The following is a 14,266-nucleotide window of genomic DNA, read 5'->3' as shown; positions in this document are numbered from 1 at the left end:
TGGCCGGGGGGCCAGGCGCTGGGGGGCGAACCTCCCGGGCGAGCGAGTCAGTCGGACTTGGAGGACTTGAAGGTGCGAGCGGCAAGCCGGTTCGGGGGAACCGGGCTGCGACCGGGGGGACGCAACGCTCACGCCGACGAGTCAACTGGGAACGACGTTGAAGTGACCTGATGGGCTCATGGCGCGGGGGGAACCCCAGCCGGGGGGCTGGGATGCGACGGGGGTCGCGCCTCTCCGCGCCATGAGTTCGCCAGGACGAGCACCTGGATGCCGAAAAGGCCCGAGGGCCTCGGACCGTTGGGGGACGGTCCGAGGCTCTTTCTTTTGCGGGCTACGGCCGCGTCTTCGTCTTCTTCAGCGCGTCCTTCGCCTGCTGGGCCACGTGGTCCACGGTGAAGCCGAACTTCTGCTGCAGCGCCTTGATGGGCGCGGAGGCGCCGAAGCTGCGCATGGCGACGATGTTGCCGTCATGCCCCACGAAGCGCTCCCAGCCGAAGGCGGCGCCCTTCTCCACCGCGACGCGGGCGCGCACGGACGGAGGCAGCACGCTGTCCCGGTACTCCGGGGACTGCTCCTCGAACAGCTCCCACGACGGCAGGCTGACCACGCGCGCGGGGATTCCGTCGGCCTTGAGCTTCTCCTGCGCGTCCAGGCACAGCGACACCTCGCTGCCGGTGCCGATGAGGATGACCTCCGGCTTGCCACCCTCCGCCTCGGACAGCACGTAGCCGCCGCGGGCCACGCCGGACGCCGCGCCGTACTTGCTGCGGTCCAGCGTGGGCACGGGCTGGCGCGTGAGCACCAGCACCACCGGGTGCTTGCGCTGCTGGGCAATCACCCGCCACGACTCGACCACCTCGTTGGCGTCACCGGGGCGCAGCACGATGATGCCGGGAATCGCGCGCAGCGACGCCAACTGCTCCACCGGCTGGTGCGTGGGGCCGTCCTCACCCACGCCAATGGAGTCGTGGGTGAAGATGTGGATGGCGGGCAGCTCCATCAGCGCGGACAGGCGGATGGCGGGGCGCTCGTAGTCACTGAAGATGAGGAACGTGGCGCCGTAGCCGCGCAGCTTGCTCAGGCACAGGCCGTTGACGATGGAGCCCATCGCGTGCTCGCGCACGCCGAAGTGGATGTTGCGCCCGGCGAACTCGCCCGGCTTCATCGCCTCCCCGCCGGTGATGTACGTCTTCGTGGACGGGTTGAGGTCCGCCGAGCCGCCCACCAGCCACGGGTGGTGCTTGGCGATGGCGTTGAGCACCTTGCCGCTGGAGTCGCGCGTGGCCAGGCCCTTGGCGTCGGCGGGGAACGTCGGCAGCTCCGCGTCCCAGCCCTGGGGGGACTCGCGGCGCTGCATGCGCTCCAGCTGGTCGGCCAGCTCAGGGAACTGCTTGCGGTACTCGGCGAACTTCTGCTCCCACTCCGCGCGCAGCTGCTTGCCGCGGGTGCCCATGCGCTCCTGGAAGCGCTCACGCACGCCGTCGGGCACCAGGAACTTCTCGTCCTCGGGCCAGCCGTAGAAGCGCTTGGTGCCCTTGATTTCCTCGTCGCCCAGCGGCTCGCCGTGGGCCTTGGAGGAGCCCTGGAGCTTGGGCGCGCCGTAGGCAATCTGGGTGGTGACGATGATGAGCGTGGGCTTGCCGCGCGCCGTCTTGAAGGTGCGCAGCGCCTCGCCCATGGCGTTCAAGTCGTTGGCGTCCGGCACGCGCAGCACGCGCCAGCCGTAGGCCTCGAAGCGCCGGCCCACGTCCTCGGTAAAGGCCAGGTCGGTGCTGCCGTCGATGGAGATGTGGTTGCTGTCGTAGACCCAGCACAGGTTGGGCAGCTGGAGGTGGCCGGCGATGGACGCCGCCTCGGACGCCACGCCCTCCATCAGGTCGCCGTCGCCGCAGATGGCGTAGACGTCGTAGCCGAACATCTCGAAGCCGGGGCGGTTGTAGTAGCTGGCGAGCCAGCGGCTGGCCATGGCCATGCCCACGCTGTTGGACACGCCCTGGCCCAGGGGGCCGGTGGTCGTCTCCACGCCGCTGGTCCACCGGTACTCGGGGTGGCCCGGGGTGGACGAGTCGAGCTGCCGGAACTTCTTGATGTCCTCGAGCGACACGGTGGGCGCGTCCTCGACGGTGTACTCGCGCGTGACGCGCTTCACCCCGGCCAGGTGGAGCAGCGCGTACAGCAGCATGGAGGCGTGGCCGTTGGACAGGATGAACCTGTCCCGGTCCGGCCAGATGGGGTGGGACGGGTCGTACCGGAGCTCCTGCTGCCAGAGCTGATACGCCACGGGGGCCAGGGACATGGGAGCCCCCGGGTGGCCCGAGTGGGCCTGCTGCACCGCATCCATGGCGAGGGTGCGGATGGTGTTGATGGCCAGCACGTCCTGCTTGTCGGTTGTCATGGTGTCCTCGCGGTCCCGCTCGCGTGCGCGCACCATGCCGCAACTGACGCTCCAGGTGCTGCACCAAATGCGCTGCGGCTCGCCCGGCCGTCCGCCAGTCCACGGGCGCACCTGGAATTCCTGCCCTGGGGGGCACGGGAATGAATCCCGCGCGCCCAAGGAACGCGCTTCAGCGCCGCGCCGCCGCGCCCCTCACGGTGCGTCCCCGCGTCAGGTGCGTGACGGCTTCACCCAGTCCCTCCACCGTCAGGGCGAACATGGGGAAGACGCGGGCAATCACGGAGATGGTCCCCGTGCGCCACGTGCCCATGGGCTCCGGGTTGAGCCACGCGTTGCGCTCGAAGTGCTGCGCCAGCTGCATCAGCCACGTCAGCCCTTCCAGCCCGTCTGTCTTGTAATGCCCCTGCGCGTCGGTGCGGATGGACAGCTCGTAGGGCGCCATGGAGGCATCCCCCACCATGACCAGCTTGTGGTGCCGCCCCACCTGGGCCACCAGCTCCGGCACGGTGATGCCGCCGGTGAGCTGCGGCGTGGCGTAGAGCTTTCCGTAGACGCAGTTGTGGAAGTAGTAGGTGCGCAGCTCCTTGAAGTGCGTCGCCTGGCTGGCCACGCTGAACAGCCGGCTCACCAGCGCCGCGTACGGGTCCATGGAGCCGCCCACGTCCATGGCCAGCACCACGCGCGTGTTGGGCCGGCGCGGCGGCCGCGTCACCACCTCCAGCTCGCCGGCGTTGCGCGCGGTGGCGGCGATGGACTCGTCCACGTCCAGCTCGTCCGGCGCGCCGTCCCGAGCGAAGGCGCGCAGCTTGCGCAGCGCCACCGCCATCTGCCGCGTGTCCAGCACCACGTCGTCGCGGTAGCCGGCGTACCTCCGGGCCCCGGCCTGCATCAGCGCGCGTCCCTGGCGGTTGCCCGCGCCGCCGCCCACGCGGATGCCCTCGCGGCCGAAGCCGTTGTTGCCAAAGGGAGACGTGCCGCCGGTGCCCACCCAGCGGTTGCCGCCGTCGTGGCGCTCCTTCTGCTCCTTCTGGCGCTCCTCGAAGAGCCGGCGAAGCTCCTCCGGGTCCAACTGCTCCAGCAGGGCGACTTCCTCGGGGCTCAGGTCGGGCCGCTCGCGCGCCTCCTCCAGCCAGTTGAGCAGCTCCTGCGTCAGCTCCAGGCTCGCCGTCTCCACGCCCTGGAAGTGGGCGAGGAAGGCCTGGTCAAACACATCCAGCTGCGTCTCCGAGTGCACGAGCAGCGCCCGGGCCACATGATAGAAGCCGTCCAGGTGGCTGTCGTGGAGGCCCGCTCGCAGCGCGCCGGCCAGCGCCAGCGCCTCCTGGGCGCCGACCTTCAGCCCGCGCCGGCGCAGCTCGTAGAAGAAGGGCAGGAACATGGCAGCGCCTCTCAGGCCCGAGGACGGCGCCCGCGCCCGAAGGCCTCCGCCACGGAGACCAGGTCCTGCTCCTTCTTCAGCAGCGCGCCCAGGAAGGGGAGCTGCTCGTCCATCTTGAGGTCGTGGACGCCCTGCGCCTTGAGCACGGCAATCCAGTCGATGAGCTCGCTGGTGGAGGGCTTCTTGCGCAGGCGGGTGAAGCTGCGCAGCTCGTAGAAGACCTTCAGCGCCTGCTCGGACAGCGCGCTGTCCAGGCCCGGGTGGTGCACGTCGACGATGCGGCGCATCAGCTCCGTGTCCGGGAAGTCGATGAAGTGGAACACGCACCGGCGCAGGAAGGCGTCGGGCAGCTCCTTCTCGTTGTTGGACGTAATCACCACCACGGGGCGGTGCTTCGCCACCACCTCGTCACCCGTCTCGGTGACGCGGAAGCGCATCCGGTCCAGCTCGTGGAGCAAGTCATTGGGGAACTCCAGGTCCGCCTTGTCCACCTCGTCGATGAGCAGCACCACGCGCTCGGGCGAGGAGAAGGCCTCGCCCAGCGGGCCCTGGCGGATGTACTTGCGGATGTCGCGCACGTCCCCGTCGTTGAAGCGCGAGTCATACAGGCGCTGCACGGTGTCGTAGACGTAGAGGCCGTCCTGCGCGCGGGTGGTGCTCTTCACATGCCAGGTGATGAGCCGGTGCCCCAGGGCCTCGGCGATGGCCTCCGCCAGCAGCGTCTTGCCGGTGCCGGGCTCACCCTTCACCAGCAGGGGGCGCTGGAGGGTCAGCGCGCAGTTGACCGCGGCCTGGAGGCTCTCGTGGGTCAGGTAGGTGTCGGTGCCTTTGAAGCGGACGGGAGTGGGCGCCTGGCTCATGCTCCAGCCCTTTAACACCCGCCGCGTTGTCTGGGGGGCTCGCCTGCCCGGGGCTGCGGAATTGTCAGACCCGAACGGCAAGCTCATTCGTATGTCTCGGGCGGGAGGCAGCCGGCCTGCCGGGCGGGGGAGGACCCGTGGGGTTTGCCGGCACGCACGCCCGTCACCTGCTTCGCGGAGGCGCCATGGGTCACCTGGTTGTTCCAGCACTGTTGCTCATGGGCGCCGTCTCCCTGGCGGTGCGCACCTGCGGGACGGCCGCCGTCACCCGTCCGCCTGCGCTCCAACGGGAGCGCCCGGAGCGCTCCCTCCCCCAGGCCGAGCCGCCGTCCGCCGTCAGCGCCCGGGGGTAGCTGCCTCGCTGCGCGGGAGGGGCTGACCTCTCGGGATGTATGGCTTCGCCCGCCGGTCAACGATTGGTGCGAGCCAAGCACAGGTTTTTACGCCGGTTTCCCGGGGCCCCGTGTATTCTCCCGGGCAATGTCCATTGCGAATGCTCTTGGCGAAATCTTCCGGCGCGAACTCGATGCGCAGTTGGTCCCGTTGCAGGAGGCGGTCCGGCGCATGGAGGAAGGCCTGGAGGCCCTGGAGTTGCTGCGCGCGGTGACGGACCGGCTGGCGCCGCTGACCAGCCGCCTCGGCGCCATGGCGGGTGTGCGGCCGCCCACGGAGCTGCCCGCGTCCACGCGCGGAGGCCGCAAGCAGGCGGTCGCGGCGCCGAAGGGTCGCGCGGCCGTGGTCAGGCCGGTGGCGGCGAAGCCGATGGTCAGCCAGACGCGCGCGGAGGAAGGCACCCGGGCGTGCGCCGTCATCGGCTGCGACCGGCCCAGCCGCTCCAAGGGCTACTGCTCGGCGCACTACCAGAAGCTGCGGCTGCTGATGCGGACCAACCGCCGGCCGTCGGCGTGGAAGGACGACGCGCTTCCGCAATCGGTGGCGGACGTGAAGCTGCCGCGGGGGCGCGCCGCCAGCAAGGCGCTGCATGAGGGTGGCGCCAGGAAGAAGTCCTCGGCGAGGGCCGCCGCCCCCGTGGCGGTGGCGCCGCCGCCCGCCGAGGAGAAGGCCCCGGCCGCCGCGAAGAAGTCGGCGGGGCGGAAGGCCGCGAGCGTGAAGAAGGCCGCGAGCGCGAAGAAGAAGGCCCCGGCCCCCGCGAAGAAGGCCCCGGCCTCCGCGAAGAAGTCGGTGGCCAAGAAGGCCCCGGCCGCGAAGAAGGCCGCGGTCAAGGGGGGGCGCAACGTCAAGACCGCCAAGACGAAGGCCGGAGCCGGCAAGCGCAAGAAGGGTCGGTCCTCCTCCCAGGGCTCGCTGTTCTGATACGAGCGCCGCGCTCCGCGGAGTCCCTCGGGTCTTCGGGCCCGAGCGGCTCCAGTGGAATCCGCGGAGCGCGGTGAGCAGGCCGGACGAGCGGCCGGTTCTCGGACATCCCCTTCGAGTCTCCGTTGACAGTAATGGGGCGGGGATGGGATTCGGCCCGGCATGAGCGAGCAAGGTTATCCGGTCACCGTGGCGGTGCGTCGTCCCGACGGGCGGGTGGAGCAGGTGCGTGTGGGCACGGCGGTCAAGAGCGGCGAGGGCTTCACGCTGACGCTGGGAGAGATGTCCATTGGCGGCACGCCGGACGCGGCGGCCCCGGCGGCGCGGCGTTCGGCGCCCGCGAGCAGCGGTGGTGGCGGTGGGGATGGAATGGTCTTCCCCAACTATGGCCGCAGCAAGGGCGGGCCCATTGTCGGCGCCAGCATGGGCGACCTGGAGTTCTACGCCAACGGCGCGCGCCGCTCGCTGAACGACCCGAGCAAGTCGCGCTGGCACGACAAGGAGCGCCAGTTGCTCGCCGCCATTGAAGCGGAAATCGCGCGGCAGCGGGGCGGCGACGCGGGCGGTGGCAATGACGGCGGTTACGGCAGCCAGGGTGGTTACGGCGCCGGCGGTGGCTACGGCGGCGACGACATCCCTCCGCCGAACGACGACGACAACATCCCGTTCTGAGCCGCGCCAGGTCGGTGAGTGGCCGCCCCCCATGGGTGGGCGGCCTTCCTGATGTGTTGATTTCAGCACAGCCGTCTCATCCCCCCTTCAAGCCAGAGACTCCCAGTGAGAGGCTCGGCGCCCGGCTCCGTCGTGTGGGTCTATAAAAACTCACGCGCGCATGCGCCGTTTTCACTGTGCAGCGTAGTCATTGGCGACACCTGAGGTGACATGCTCAGTCACTGAGAGGAAATTCTCGCGGCGAAGCGCTTCATCCTCAACGTTCGCCGCTTCATTTGTGAAGCAACGGGAATCTCCAGTAATCTCGGGATCTTCATGGGGCATCTGGCCAGAAGGTGATTCACGGATGAACTGGTCCCGTTCGCCAGCGGCAGTTGTTTCAACGACTTCGTATATGGCCTGAATCCTGCTCAACCCCGTTCGCCAGGGAATGCCTCCCATATGGTGAGACTGTGAAAGAACGGGGCCATTAAATGACACCCAATGTTTGTGTCGTCGGAGCCGGTGCCTTCGTTCCTTCACGGGTAGTGAGCAACGAGCGAATCGCCAGGGCCATCCCGGGGTGGCCGGCTGCGCGCATCGAGGAGAAGGTCGGCATCCGCGAGCGCCGCTTCCTCTGGGACATCGACGAGGCCACGGGCCGGGCGATTCCGCCGCCCGAGGATGACGGGCACATCTACCCGGCGAACAACACGGACATGTGCGAGGTGGCGCTCCGGAAGGCGCTGGCCCAGGCGGGTGTGGACCCCAAGGCGCTGGATGCGCTCTTCGTGGTGACGTGTACTCCGGACGCGCCGCACTTCAACCACGACGCCATGGAGCTGCACCGGCGGTTGGAAATGCGCGAGGACGCGTTCGGGCTCGTGCTGGACGACGGCTGCGGTGGCACGCCGTACGTGTTGGACATGGTGAAGAAGATGATGGACGGAGGGCGCTTCCGCACGGTGGCGGTGGTGGCCTCTGCCTTCACGTCCCCGCTGGTGAACCGAGAGGTCTACACGGACGAACTGCCGGCCGGGCCTGGCCGCTCGAAGACGCTGCAGGGCTACCTCTCCATGTATGTCTTCGGCGACGGGGCGGGCGCGGTGGTGCTCCAGTCGAAGCAGGGGGAGGCGGGGGCGGAGGGCATCCTGGCGTCCTTCTCCGGCAACGCGTACGGAGACCTGGTCATCCGCAAGGGTGGCGGCCTGTTGAAGCTGCCCTATCAGCCGGGGCGGATGCGTCCGGCGGACATGGCCTTCGTGGTGGATGGCTTCCGCGTGGCGCGCAGCTATCCGGAGTACATGCAGAAGTGCCTCGACGCCGTCCTCGGTCCGCGTCCGGAGCTCCGTTCGAAGGTGGAGCGGTATTACTTCCACCAGCCGAACAAGCGGGTGATGGACGCCTTCGTGGAGCGGGCGGGGCTGCCGCGTGAGGCGGTGGCGTGCAACGTGGACCGCTACGGCAACACGTCCGCGGCGGGGATGCTCATCCTCCTGGCCGAGGACCTGGAAGCCGGCCGTGTGCGTCTGGGAAGTGGTGATCTGGTGGTGGTGGCAGCGGTAGGCGCGAACGTCCACTACGGCGCGCAACTCGTGAGGTTGTAATGAACAAGTTGGATCCGAATATCGCCAAGGAGTTGGAAGCACGCTTGGCGTTGGCGACGAAGGACGACACGGCCCGAGGGCTCTTCTTCAACGGCGTGGTGTCCGCCGTTCGCACGATGGGTGGGGACGCGGCGGTGGAGCGCTGTCTGGCGGCCAGTGGTGAGACGCGCTTCATCGACTTCTTCAACTACCCGGTGTCCGCATTCCTGCGGATGTCCTTCACGGCGGCGCAGATGATGGGCCCGGAGCACGGTGGCTTCGACGGAGCGCTGCGGCGCATGGGCGTGGTGGCCACGACGGACTTCCTGTCTTCGGCGGCGGGCAAGACGCTGTTGTTGCTGGCGTCGGACAGTCCGAAGCGGCTCGTGGGCAACCTGCACTCGGGTTATCGCGCGGCGGTCAGTTATGGCGAGCGCGCGGTGAAGTGGACGGGCGATACCAGCGGCATCTTCACGATGAAGCGGGACTTCATGCCGCCCGCCTACCACGAGGGCACGCTCCAGGCCGTCATCGAGGCGGTGGGAGGCAAGCAGGTCCAGGTGCACGGCCGGCAGACGGGGCCGCTCGACACCGAATACACGTTGTCGTGGCACTAGCGCCTGGCGCGTCACAGCGGTGCAAGCGGTGGGCTGAAAAGCCCCTCACGGTCCGGAGGGAGGTACGCCATGTCGCGAAGGCTCGGCGGTGCGGTGGGGATGCTGGGTGTCCTGTTGCTGTCGGCGCAGGCGGGAGCCAATGAGGTGGTGATGCAGTTCCGCACGCAAGAGGACCCGGCGAGCCCCGCGGACCCGGCGGTGTGCGCGGCGGCGCCCTTCGAGGTGAACGTGAAGCTGGGCGGGAGCGTGTATGTGCCCCAGCACAATCCCAAGGACGGCAAGGTGGTGGACGGGGGAGGCCGTCGCGTGGGCACGGCGACGGCATGCGTCCAGGTGACGGACAAAGCCTTCCCTGTCGGGCAGCAGCTGAATGTCTACATGCGCTACAACCTGCCAGAGGGGCGCTTCACGGCGCGAGGCACGTGCACGCTGGTGAGCAACGACGTGCCAGCGGCGGGGCTGGTCCTGGCCGGCTGCGCGATGCGACTGGTGGATGTGCCCAAGGGCTTCGTGGGTGGAACGGTGTCGAGCACCAGCGTCTTCAATCCCCGAAAGCTACCGGGCTACGCCACGGGTTCGTATTACACGCTCTACGCCTACCGTGATGGCCGCCAGCGAGACGCGAGCAAGGTGAAGGAAGCGCAGGAGGCCGCGGCCGCCGCGAAATCGCGGGAGTAGGCGCCACTCGACGGGACGCGGCGCACGGCATTCCCCGCGTCGGGCCAACGGGCGATGATGCGCCCATGGACCGCAAGCGGATGGAGTTCTACACGGCACTCGGGTACCGGGCCCCTTCAGCCGCGGCAACGGCGCTGGGGACGTCCGGAGCCGCGAGCGCCGACGGATTGGAGTTGCCGCCGCTCGGTCCGGACGACCTGGGCGCGCTGCGCGAGCGCTTCCTGCGCGAGCCGGAAGAAATCCTGAGCCTCATCCGCCAGGACTTGGGCGCGCCTGTTTCGGAGGGAGCCCTGGTGCACGTGCTCCAGGAGCTGGAGCAGTCCCTTCGTGAGCCCGAAGCCGCGCTCCAGGCCCTGAGGCAGCCGGCATTCCAGGCGCGGGCGTCGGCGTCTCTGCCGCCGGACTTCACCTTCCCGCTGATGACGAAGGAGATTCCCATCGACCCAGCGCGAACCCGCTTTGAGCCGGTGGCGGACCTGCGCGGATGGCTTTTGTTCAGCGGTCGCGCCTGGCTCCACGGCGGCTGGCACCGGGCGGAGTTCCGTCGGCACGACGATGCGCATCACGCCAACCGTTTCCGCTACGCGCTCCGCGAGCCCGCGCCGGGACGGCCGGTGGAGGTGGCGCTGTTCGGCGGCTTTGGCACGGGCGAGTACCCCGCGCGCTACGTGGCCCGTCAGCTCATCATGCGAGGCGAGCGCTTGGAGTACGCGGTGCACCTGGGGGGCGTGTACTACGCGGGCCGTCAGGGCGAATTCGACGCGCACGTGGCCGAGCCGCTCGAAGCGCTGCTGCCAGTGACAACACTGATGACGCTGAACGCGGGCCCGGAGATGCGCTCCGGAGGCACCCCCTTCTACCGCTACCTGGACGAGCGCCGAGGCGCCTCACGAGCGAAGCAAGTCCAGGAGGGAAGCTACTTCTGCCTGGCCTCGGAGCGCTTCCAGCTCATCGGTCTGGACACCGCGTACTTCGAGCCAGGGCGGCACCAGGAGCCCGCGCTCCTGCGCTGGCTGGAGTCAGTGCTGGGGGAGGGCCGCCAGCGAGGTGCGACGAACATCCTCCTGAGCCACGATGCGCCCTATCGGTACGGAGAACCGACGCACGCCGGTTTGCTGGAGGACCTCCGGGAACTGGCGGTCGAGCGCGCACTGGTCGATTTGTGGTTCTGGGGCGCTACGCCATACGGAGCGCTGTTCGACCGGAGCGCCGCGCTCCCATTCCTGGGAGGAAGCCTGGGGCACGCGGGTCTACCGGTGCGAGCGGTGACGCCGGGCCTGTCGTCTCCAGCACCCGTGCGCTTCCTGGAGTCGCACACACGCTTCCCCGAGTGGGCGGACCTGAGACCTGAGCTGGGCAACAACGGCCATGGCTCACTGCTCCTGCAGGAAGACGGCACGTTGGGGCTCCAGCTCCTGGACTGGAGGGGCAACGTCCGCTGCACGGCCAGACTGGCCCGCGAAGGGAAGGGCCCGCTGACGTACCAGCACCTCGAGACATCCGAATCGGAGCCGTGAGCGCGCGGGCGCGGGCTCACAGCCAGACGCGCGTGTACCAAGGTAATCGGGAAGGCACGCTCCTGCTCCGAGCCGGGTCGGGAGGGCGCGGCACGGTGACATAGCGGAGCCGGTATCCGTGAGGCAGCGCCTTCCAATACGTCACCTGCCACGGCGTCAGCACCTCGCCGCGTTTCGACGCGCTGACCGGCTGATGCACATCGCCGAGTGACTCATGGAAGTGGAACTCCCCCTCCGCGGCTTCAAGGCTCGCGGCCTCGATGACCCAGGCGTCCTGGGCATCGTCGGCGGAGGGCTCCTGGCCCGCGTTGACGAACCGGCTCCAATCGGGCCTGGCGTGGTGTTCCCAGGCGGCGCCGCCTGCATCCGTGAGCGAGTAGCCGAAGGGAGTGCGGGACTGCCGGGCATCCATGGCGCTTGAAATCGCCTCGGGGGAGAACAGCGCCTGCAGTCCATCCGGAAGCATGTGGACGCGGATGAGCCCGCGCTCGGCGAGCAGCGACAGCCGCTCACACAGCTCCTCCCGAGACAACCGCGGGTCGTCCGCCATGTTGAGCGCGACGTGCGGGTTCGGCTCCACGAGCATGTGCAGGGGCGTGGGCAGCTCCATGGCGGCCTCCAGGAGCCAGAGGTCCAGGGACTCCACTGGCGGGCGCTCACTATCGGGCGGTGCCATGCGGCCTCCTCACTCCAGGGGGATGCCACGCTCGCGCATGAAGATGTCCAGGGACTTCCGGGCCTTCGCCTGGACCTTCTTCTTCAACAGGGGCGTCCACCCGAGCAACAGCCCCGTGGGGCCCAGCGCCTGGCGGGACCAGGTCCAGAAGTCGAAGTGGTCGCGGTGCCGGACAATCTTCCCGTCGCGGAACTCGAACTCGGCATCGATGCGATTGAGCACCTTCCTGCCGGTGCCGCTGAACGTGTAGTTCGCATCCCAGTGGGCGCGGCCCTGGTGGTCATCGGCCTGCACGTCGCGGAAGGTGACCTCCAGGTCCTTGCCGCGCTCGCAGAGCATGAGCCACATGGCACCGGGCTCCCGGCGACGGAGTCCAACGAAGGCGGCGTCGGAGAACTCCACCTCCGGGTGGTAGCAGGCGGCCATGGCCTGGGCGTCCCGGCGTTGGAACGCTGAGTAGAAGTCGGTGATGAGTTGGGCGTGCGGGTGCATGGGACAGGTGTAGCAGACCTGCCAGTGGAGACGCGCCAACTGTCCGGATGGCGCCGCTCGGAAGGTGAAACGCCCCTGGGGGGGCATGTGGCCTGGCTGGAGGGCGATGCGCCCCTGGCAACGTGGTGTTGTCCCGCCGCGCCACACCGCCCTTCGCGGGACTGTATTGCCTGTTGTGGCCAGCGCCACGGTGAGGTCCCAGTGGGGTAGGGCCGTCGTGTGAACCTGTGGACCGTTGGTATGCCGAATCGGGCGGCGCTGAGGGGGCGTGCATGGCAGATTGCGGCCCATGGCTCGCGACATCGTCATCTGGCCCCACAAGGTCCTCACCTCGTCCACCAAGCCCGTGACTGACTTCGGCCCTCCGCTCGAGACGCTCTTGGAGCAGATGGCCGAGTCCATGAAGGAAGCCGAAGGCATCGGCATCGCCGCCAACCAGGTCGGCGAACCCCTGCGCGTGGCGCTGGTTGGGCGGGAGGACGGCACCTACTTCGAAATCGTCAATCCGCAGATTCTGGAGAAGATGGAACCGGTGACGATGGAGGAGGGCTGCCTGTCCGTCCCGCGCGAGTGGGAGAAGTGCCCGCGCTTCCACAAGGTGAAGGTGCGCTACCAGGACAAGTCGGCCGAATGGCACGAACTCGAGGCGGAAGGCCGGCTCGCGCACGTCCTGCAGCATGAAATCGACCATCTCGACGGGCACGTGTTCGTGGACCACCTGTCCAGCCTCAAGCGCACGCTCATCCTCGACCGGATGAAGAAGCTCCAGAAAGTGAAGATCCGCCAGAAGGGCTAGTCAGGGTGACAGGATGGCCGAAGCCGCCAGGGCCACGCGCTCCATCCCCGAGCGCGTGGCGCGATTTCGCGAGGACTACCGGCGCAAGCACGTGAGCCCCCGCTACTCCGGGCGCGCGCACTTCGTCTTCACGAGCCTGGGCTCGCTGGCGGTCATCGGCTGCGCCATCTCTCTCCTGGAAGGAGGCCGGCCCGTGGAATGGCTGACGCTGCCCGCGGTCTTCCTGCTGGGCAACGTGGTGGAATTCCTGGGGCACCGAGGGCCCATGCACCACCGCCGGCGGGGGCTGGGCCTGCTCTTCCAGCGTCACACCGAGCAGCACCACCGCTTCTTCACCCACGACGCCCTGGCCTACGAGTCCGCTCGGGACGTGAAGATGGTGCTCTTTCCTCCTGTATTGCTGCTGTTCTTCCTGGGAGCCATCGCCGCTCCACTGGGGACGTTGTGCTTCGTCCTCATCTCGCCGAACGTGGGCTGGCTCTTCGTCGCCGCGGCGGTCGGGTATTACCTGATGTACGAGTGGCTGCACTTTTGCCACCACCTGCCGCCCGAGCACCCAGTGGCCCAGCTCGCGCTGATGCGGCAACTGCGCCGCCACCATGAGGCCCATCACGACCCTGCGAAGATGCAGCGCCACAATTTCAACATCTCGTTTCCGTTCGCGGACTGGCTCTTCGGGACATCATGGCGGCCCGAAAAGGACCGTCGCGAGAAGTCGTAAACACCAGAAGCGTGGGCCCTGGTCCTGGAGGGCAGGTTGCTTCCCGAGCGGCAAGGCCCTGATATTTCAGGGGAAGGCTTGCGTCAGGGCCTGGGTTGTCACACCTGCAGGTGCGGGCGTCAGAGCACGGCCCCGATCAAGATCCATTGACGTGCAGGAAGCGGCGCGTTAGTAAGTGGACCCCTGCTCGCCGCCTCGGTGTCCGTCACCCGGGAGACGATCAGGAAGAAAGAGTCGACGAAGCTTGTTGACCCTGAACGCGGCGGTGATAGAAGCCGCGCCCCTCGCAAAGAAGCCCGCGCGCTGGCGCGGAAGGTACTTCGAGCGAGTCAGTACGAAAATACGGAATACGGCGGTCAACGCAGCAGGTTGACAGGAGACGCGGTGGTGGTAGAAGCCGCGCCCCCGACGAAGAAGCCCGGAAGGAAAGGGCGGACGAGTCGAGGGAGTCAACGAAAGCAGCGGTTGACAGGGAGGGCGGCGAAGCGGTAGAAGCCGCGCCCCTCCGGAAGAAAGCAGCGGAAGCCACTGGGCGGCGCTGAAGACTCCGGAAGCCAGCAGGACGGCGAAAACAGTAGCTTGACA

At 68.4% G+C, this 14,266-nt stretch carries 15 protein-coding genes; 9 read left to right on the top strand and 6 right to left on the bottom strand.

All coding sequences use genetic code 11. The features are described from left to right. Nucleotides 1-331: 331 nt before the first annotated feature. The 3 genes from tkt to HV826_RS34360 all read right to left on the bottom strand — a co-directional run bounded on the left by tkt (nt 332) and on the right by HV826_RS34360 (nt 4,633). A complete protein-coding gene (tkt, locus tag HV826_RS34370; RefSeq protein ID WP_176421255.1) occupies nt 332-2,395 on the bottom strand; it encodes a transketolase in 2,064 nt (687 codons plus the stop codon). A 169-nt stretch (nt 2,396-2,564) separates the two neighbouring features. Next, the gene (locus HV826_RS34365) at nt 2,565-3,773 is read right to left on the bottom strand and encodes a VWA domain-containing protein (RefSeq protein WP_176421254.1); all 1,209 of its coding nucleotides are present in this window, start codon (nt 3,771-3,773) and stop codon (nt 2,565-2,567) included. Between the two features lie 11 nt (nt 3,774-3,784). Then, on the bottom strand, nt 3,785-4,633 hold the full coding sequence (locus HV826_RS34360) for a MoxR family ATPase (protein WP_176421253.1): 849 nt from the start codon (nt 4,631-4,633) through the stop codon (nt 3,785-3,787). A gap of 185 nt (nt 4,634-4,818) precedes the next feature. On the opposite strand from HV826_RS34360, the gene HV826_RS34355 reads away from it, so the two are divergent. The 3 genes from HV826_RS34355 (at nt 4,819) to HV826_RS34345 (ending at nt 6,619) form a co-directional block, all read left to right on the top strand. After that, nucleotides 4,819-4,986 carry a hypothetical protein gene (locus tag HV826_RS34355; protein WP_176421252.1) on the top strand — a complete coding sequence of 56 codons (168 nt, stop codon included), beginning with the start codon at nt 4,819-4,821 and terminating at the stop codon, nt 4,984-4,986. 211 nt (nt 4,987-5,197) lie between these two features. Beyond that, nucleotides 5,198-5,947 (top strand): cell wall protein, encoded by a 750-nt coding sequence (locus HV826_RS34350; protein ID WP_255208493.1) that lies wholly within the window; start codon nt 5,198-5,200, stop codon nt 5,945-5,947. A gap of 162 nt (nt 5,948-6,109) precedes the next feature. Next, the gene (locus tag HV826_RS34345; RefSeq protein WP_176421250.1) at nt 6,110-6,619 is read left to right on the top strand and encodes a hypothetical protein; all 510 of its coding nucleotides are present in this window, start codon (nt 6,110-6,112) and stop codon (nt 6,617-6,619) included. 171 nt (nt 6,620-6,790) lie between these two features. Here the strand turns inward: HV826_RS34345 and HV826_RS34340 are convergent, their stop codons facing one another. Continuing rightward, the gene (locus HV826_RS34340) at nt 6,791-7,033 is read right to left on the bottom strand and encodes a hypothetical protein (protein ID WP_176421249.1); all 243 of its coding nucleotides are present in this window, start codon (nt 7,031-7,033) and stop codon (nt 6,791-6,793) included. Nucleotides 7,034-7,092: 59 nt separating this feature from the next. Between HV826_RS34340 and HV826_RS34335 the strand changes: the two genes are divergently transcribed. From HV826_RS34335 to HV826_RS34320, 4 genes are all read left to right on the top strand, one after another. Beyond that, nucleotides 7,093-8,205 (top strand): 3-oxoacyl-ACP synthase III family protein, encoded by a 1,113-nt coding sequence (locus HV826_RS34335; protein WP_176421248.1) that lies wholly within the window; start codon nt 7,093-7,095, stop codon nt 8,203-8,205. Then, nucleotides 8,205-8,801: a DUF2378 family protein gene (locus tag HV826_RS34330; protein WP_176421247.1), complete on the top strand. Its 597-nt coding sequence runs from the start codon at nt 8,205-8,207 to the stop codon at nt 8,799-8,801. The genes HV826_RS34335 and HV826_RS34330 overlap by 1 nt, the downstream gene beginning before the upstream one ends. 69 nt (nt 8,802-8,870) lie before the next feature. Then, nucleotides 8,871-9,479, top strand: coding sequence for a hypothetical protein (locus HV826_RS34325; RefSeq protein ID WP_176421246.1), 609 nt, complete (start codon nt 8,871-8,873; stop codon nt 9,477-9,479). A gap of 65 nt (nt 9,480-9,544) precedes the next feature. Further along, the gene (locus tag HV826_RS34320; RefSeq protein ID WP_176421245.1) at nt 9,545-10,996 is read left to right on the top strand and encodes a hypothetical protein; all 1,452 of its coding nucleotides are present in this window, start codon (nt 9,545-9,547) and stop codon (nt 10,994-10,996) included. Nucleotides 10,997-11,012: 16 nt separating this feature from the next. Here the strand turns inward: HV826_RS34320 and HV826_RS34315 are convergent, their stop codons facing one another. Together HV826_RS34315 and HV826_RS34310 are read right to left on the bottom strand one after the other, a co-directional pair. Continuing rightward, a complete protein-coding gene (locus tag HV826_RS34315; RefSeq protein WP_217918893.1) occupies nt 11,013-11,672 on the bottom strand; it encodes a hypothetical protein in 660 nt (219 codons plus the stop codon). 9 nt (nt 11,673-11,681) lie between these two features. Beyond that, nucleotides 11,682-12,164 carry a nuclear transport factor 2 family protein gene (locus HV826_RS34310; RefSeq protein WP_176421244.1) on the bottom strand — a complete coding sequence of 161 codons (483 nt, stop codon included), beginning with the start codon at nt 12,162-12,164 and terminating at the stop codon, nt 11,682-11,684. A gap of 289 nt (nt 12,165-12,453) precedes the next feature. On the opposite strand from HV826_RS34310, the gene def reads away from it, so the two are divergent. Together def and HV826_RS34300 are read left to right on the top strand one after the other, a co-directional pair. Then, nucleotides 12,454-12,960, top strand: coding sequence for a peptide deformylase (gene def / locus HV826_RS34305; RefSeq protein ID WP_176421243.1), 507 nt, complete (start codon nt 12,454-12,456; stop codon nt 12,958-12,960). Nucleotides 12,961-12,973: 13 nt separating this feature from the next. Further along, entirely contained in the window at nt 12,974-13,681 is a 708-nt protein-coding gene (locus tag HV826_RS34300; RefSeq protein WP_176421242.1) for a sterol desaturase family protein, read from the top strand. Nucleotides 13,682-14,266: the final 585 nt, after the last annotated feature.

Origin of the sequence: Myxococcus sp. AM010 (genome assembly GCF_013372585.1) — a bacterium.
Lineage (GTDB): Bacteria > Myxococcota > Myxococcia > Myxococcales > Myxococcaceae > Myxococcus > Myxococcus vastator.
The sequence above is the reverse complement of the archived record's forward strand: the minus strand, read 5'-3'. Positions and strand labels throughout refer to the sequence as shown.

Bases quoted from the DNA above. Each gene is read 5' to 3' on its own strand.
- tkt (WP_176421255.1), bottom strand. From the start codon at position 2,395: ATGACAACCGACAAGCAGGACGTGCTGGCCATCAACACCATCCGCACC.
- HV826_RS34365 (WP_176421254.1), bottom strand. From the start codon at position 3,773: ATGTTCCTGCCCTTCTTCTACGAGCTGCGCCGGCGCGGGCTGAAGGTC.
- HV826_RS34360 (WP_176421253.1), bottom strand. From the start codon at position 4,633: ATGAGCCAGGCGCCCACTCCCGTCCGCTTCAAAGGCACCGACACCTAC.
- HV826_RS34355 (WP_176421252.1), top strand. From the start codon at position 4,819: ATGGGTCACCTGGTTGTTCCAGCACTGTTGCTCATGGGCGCCGTCTCC.
- HV826_RS34350 (WP_255208493.1), top strand. From the start codon at position 5,198: ATGGAGGAAGGCCTGGAGGCCCTGGAGTTGCTGCGCGCGGTGACGGAC.
- HV826_RS34345 (WP_176421250.1), top strand. From the start codon at position 6,110: ATGAGCGAGCAAGGTTATCCGGTCACCGTGGCGGTGCGTCGTCCCGAC.
- HV826_RS34335 (WP_176421248.1), top strand. From the start codon at position 7,093: ATGACACCCAATGTTTGTGTCGTCGGAGCCGGTGCCTTCGTTCCTTCA.
- HV826_RS34330 (WP_176421247.1), top strand. From the start codon at position 8,205: ATGAACAAGTTGGATCCGAATATCGCCAAGGAGTTGGAAGCACGCTTG.
- HV826_RS34325 (WP_176421246.1), top strand. From the start codon at position 8,871: ATGTCGCGAAGGCTCGGCGGTGCGGTGGGGATGCTGGGTGTCCTGTTG.
- HV826_RS34320 (WP_176421245.1), top strand. From the start codon at position 9,545: ATGGACCGCAAGCGGATGGAGTTCTACACGGCACTCGGGTACCGGGCC.
- HV826_RS34315 (WP_217918893.1), bottom strand. From the start codon at position 11,672: ATGGCACCGCCCGATAGTGAGCGCCCGCCAGTGGAGTCCCTGGACCTC.
- HV826_RS34310 (WP_176421244.1), bottom strand. From the start codon at position 12,164: ATGCACCCGCACGCCCAACTCATCACCGACTTCTACTCAGCGTTCCAA.
- def (WP_176421243.1), top strand. From the start codon at position 12,454: ATGGCTCGCGACATCGTCATCTGGCCCCACAAGGTCCTCACCTCGTCC.
- HV826_RS34300 (WP_176421242.1), top strand. From the start codon at position 12,974: ATGGCCGAAGCCGCCAGGGCCACGCGCTCCATCCCCGAGCGCGTGGCG.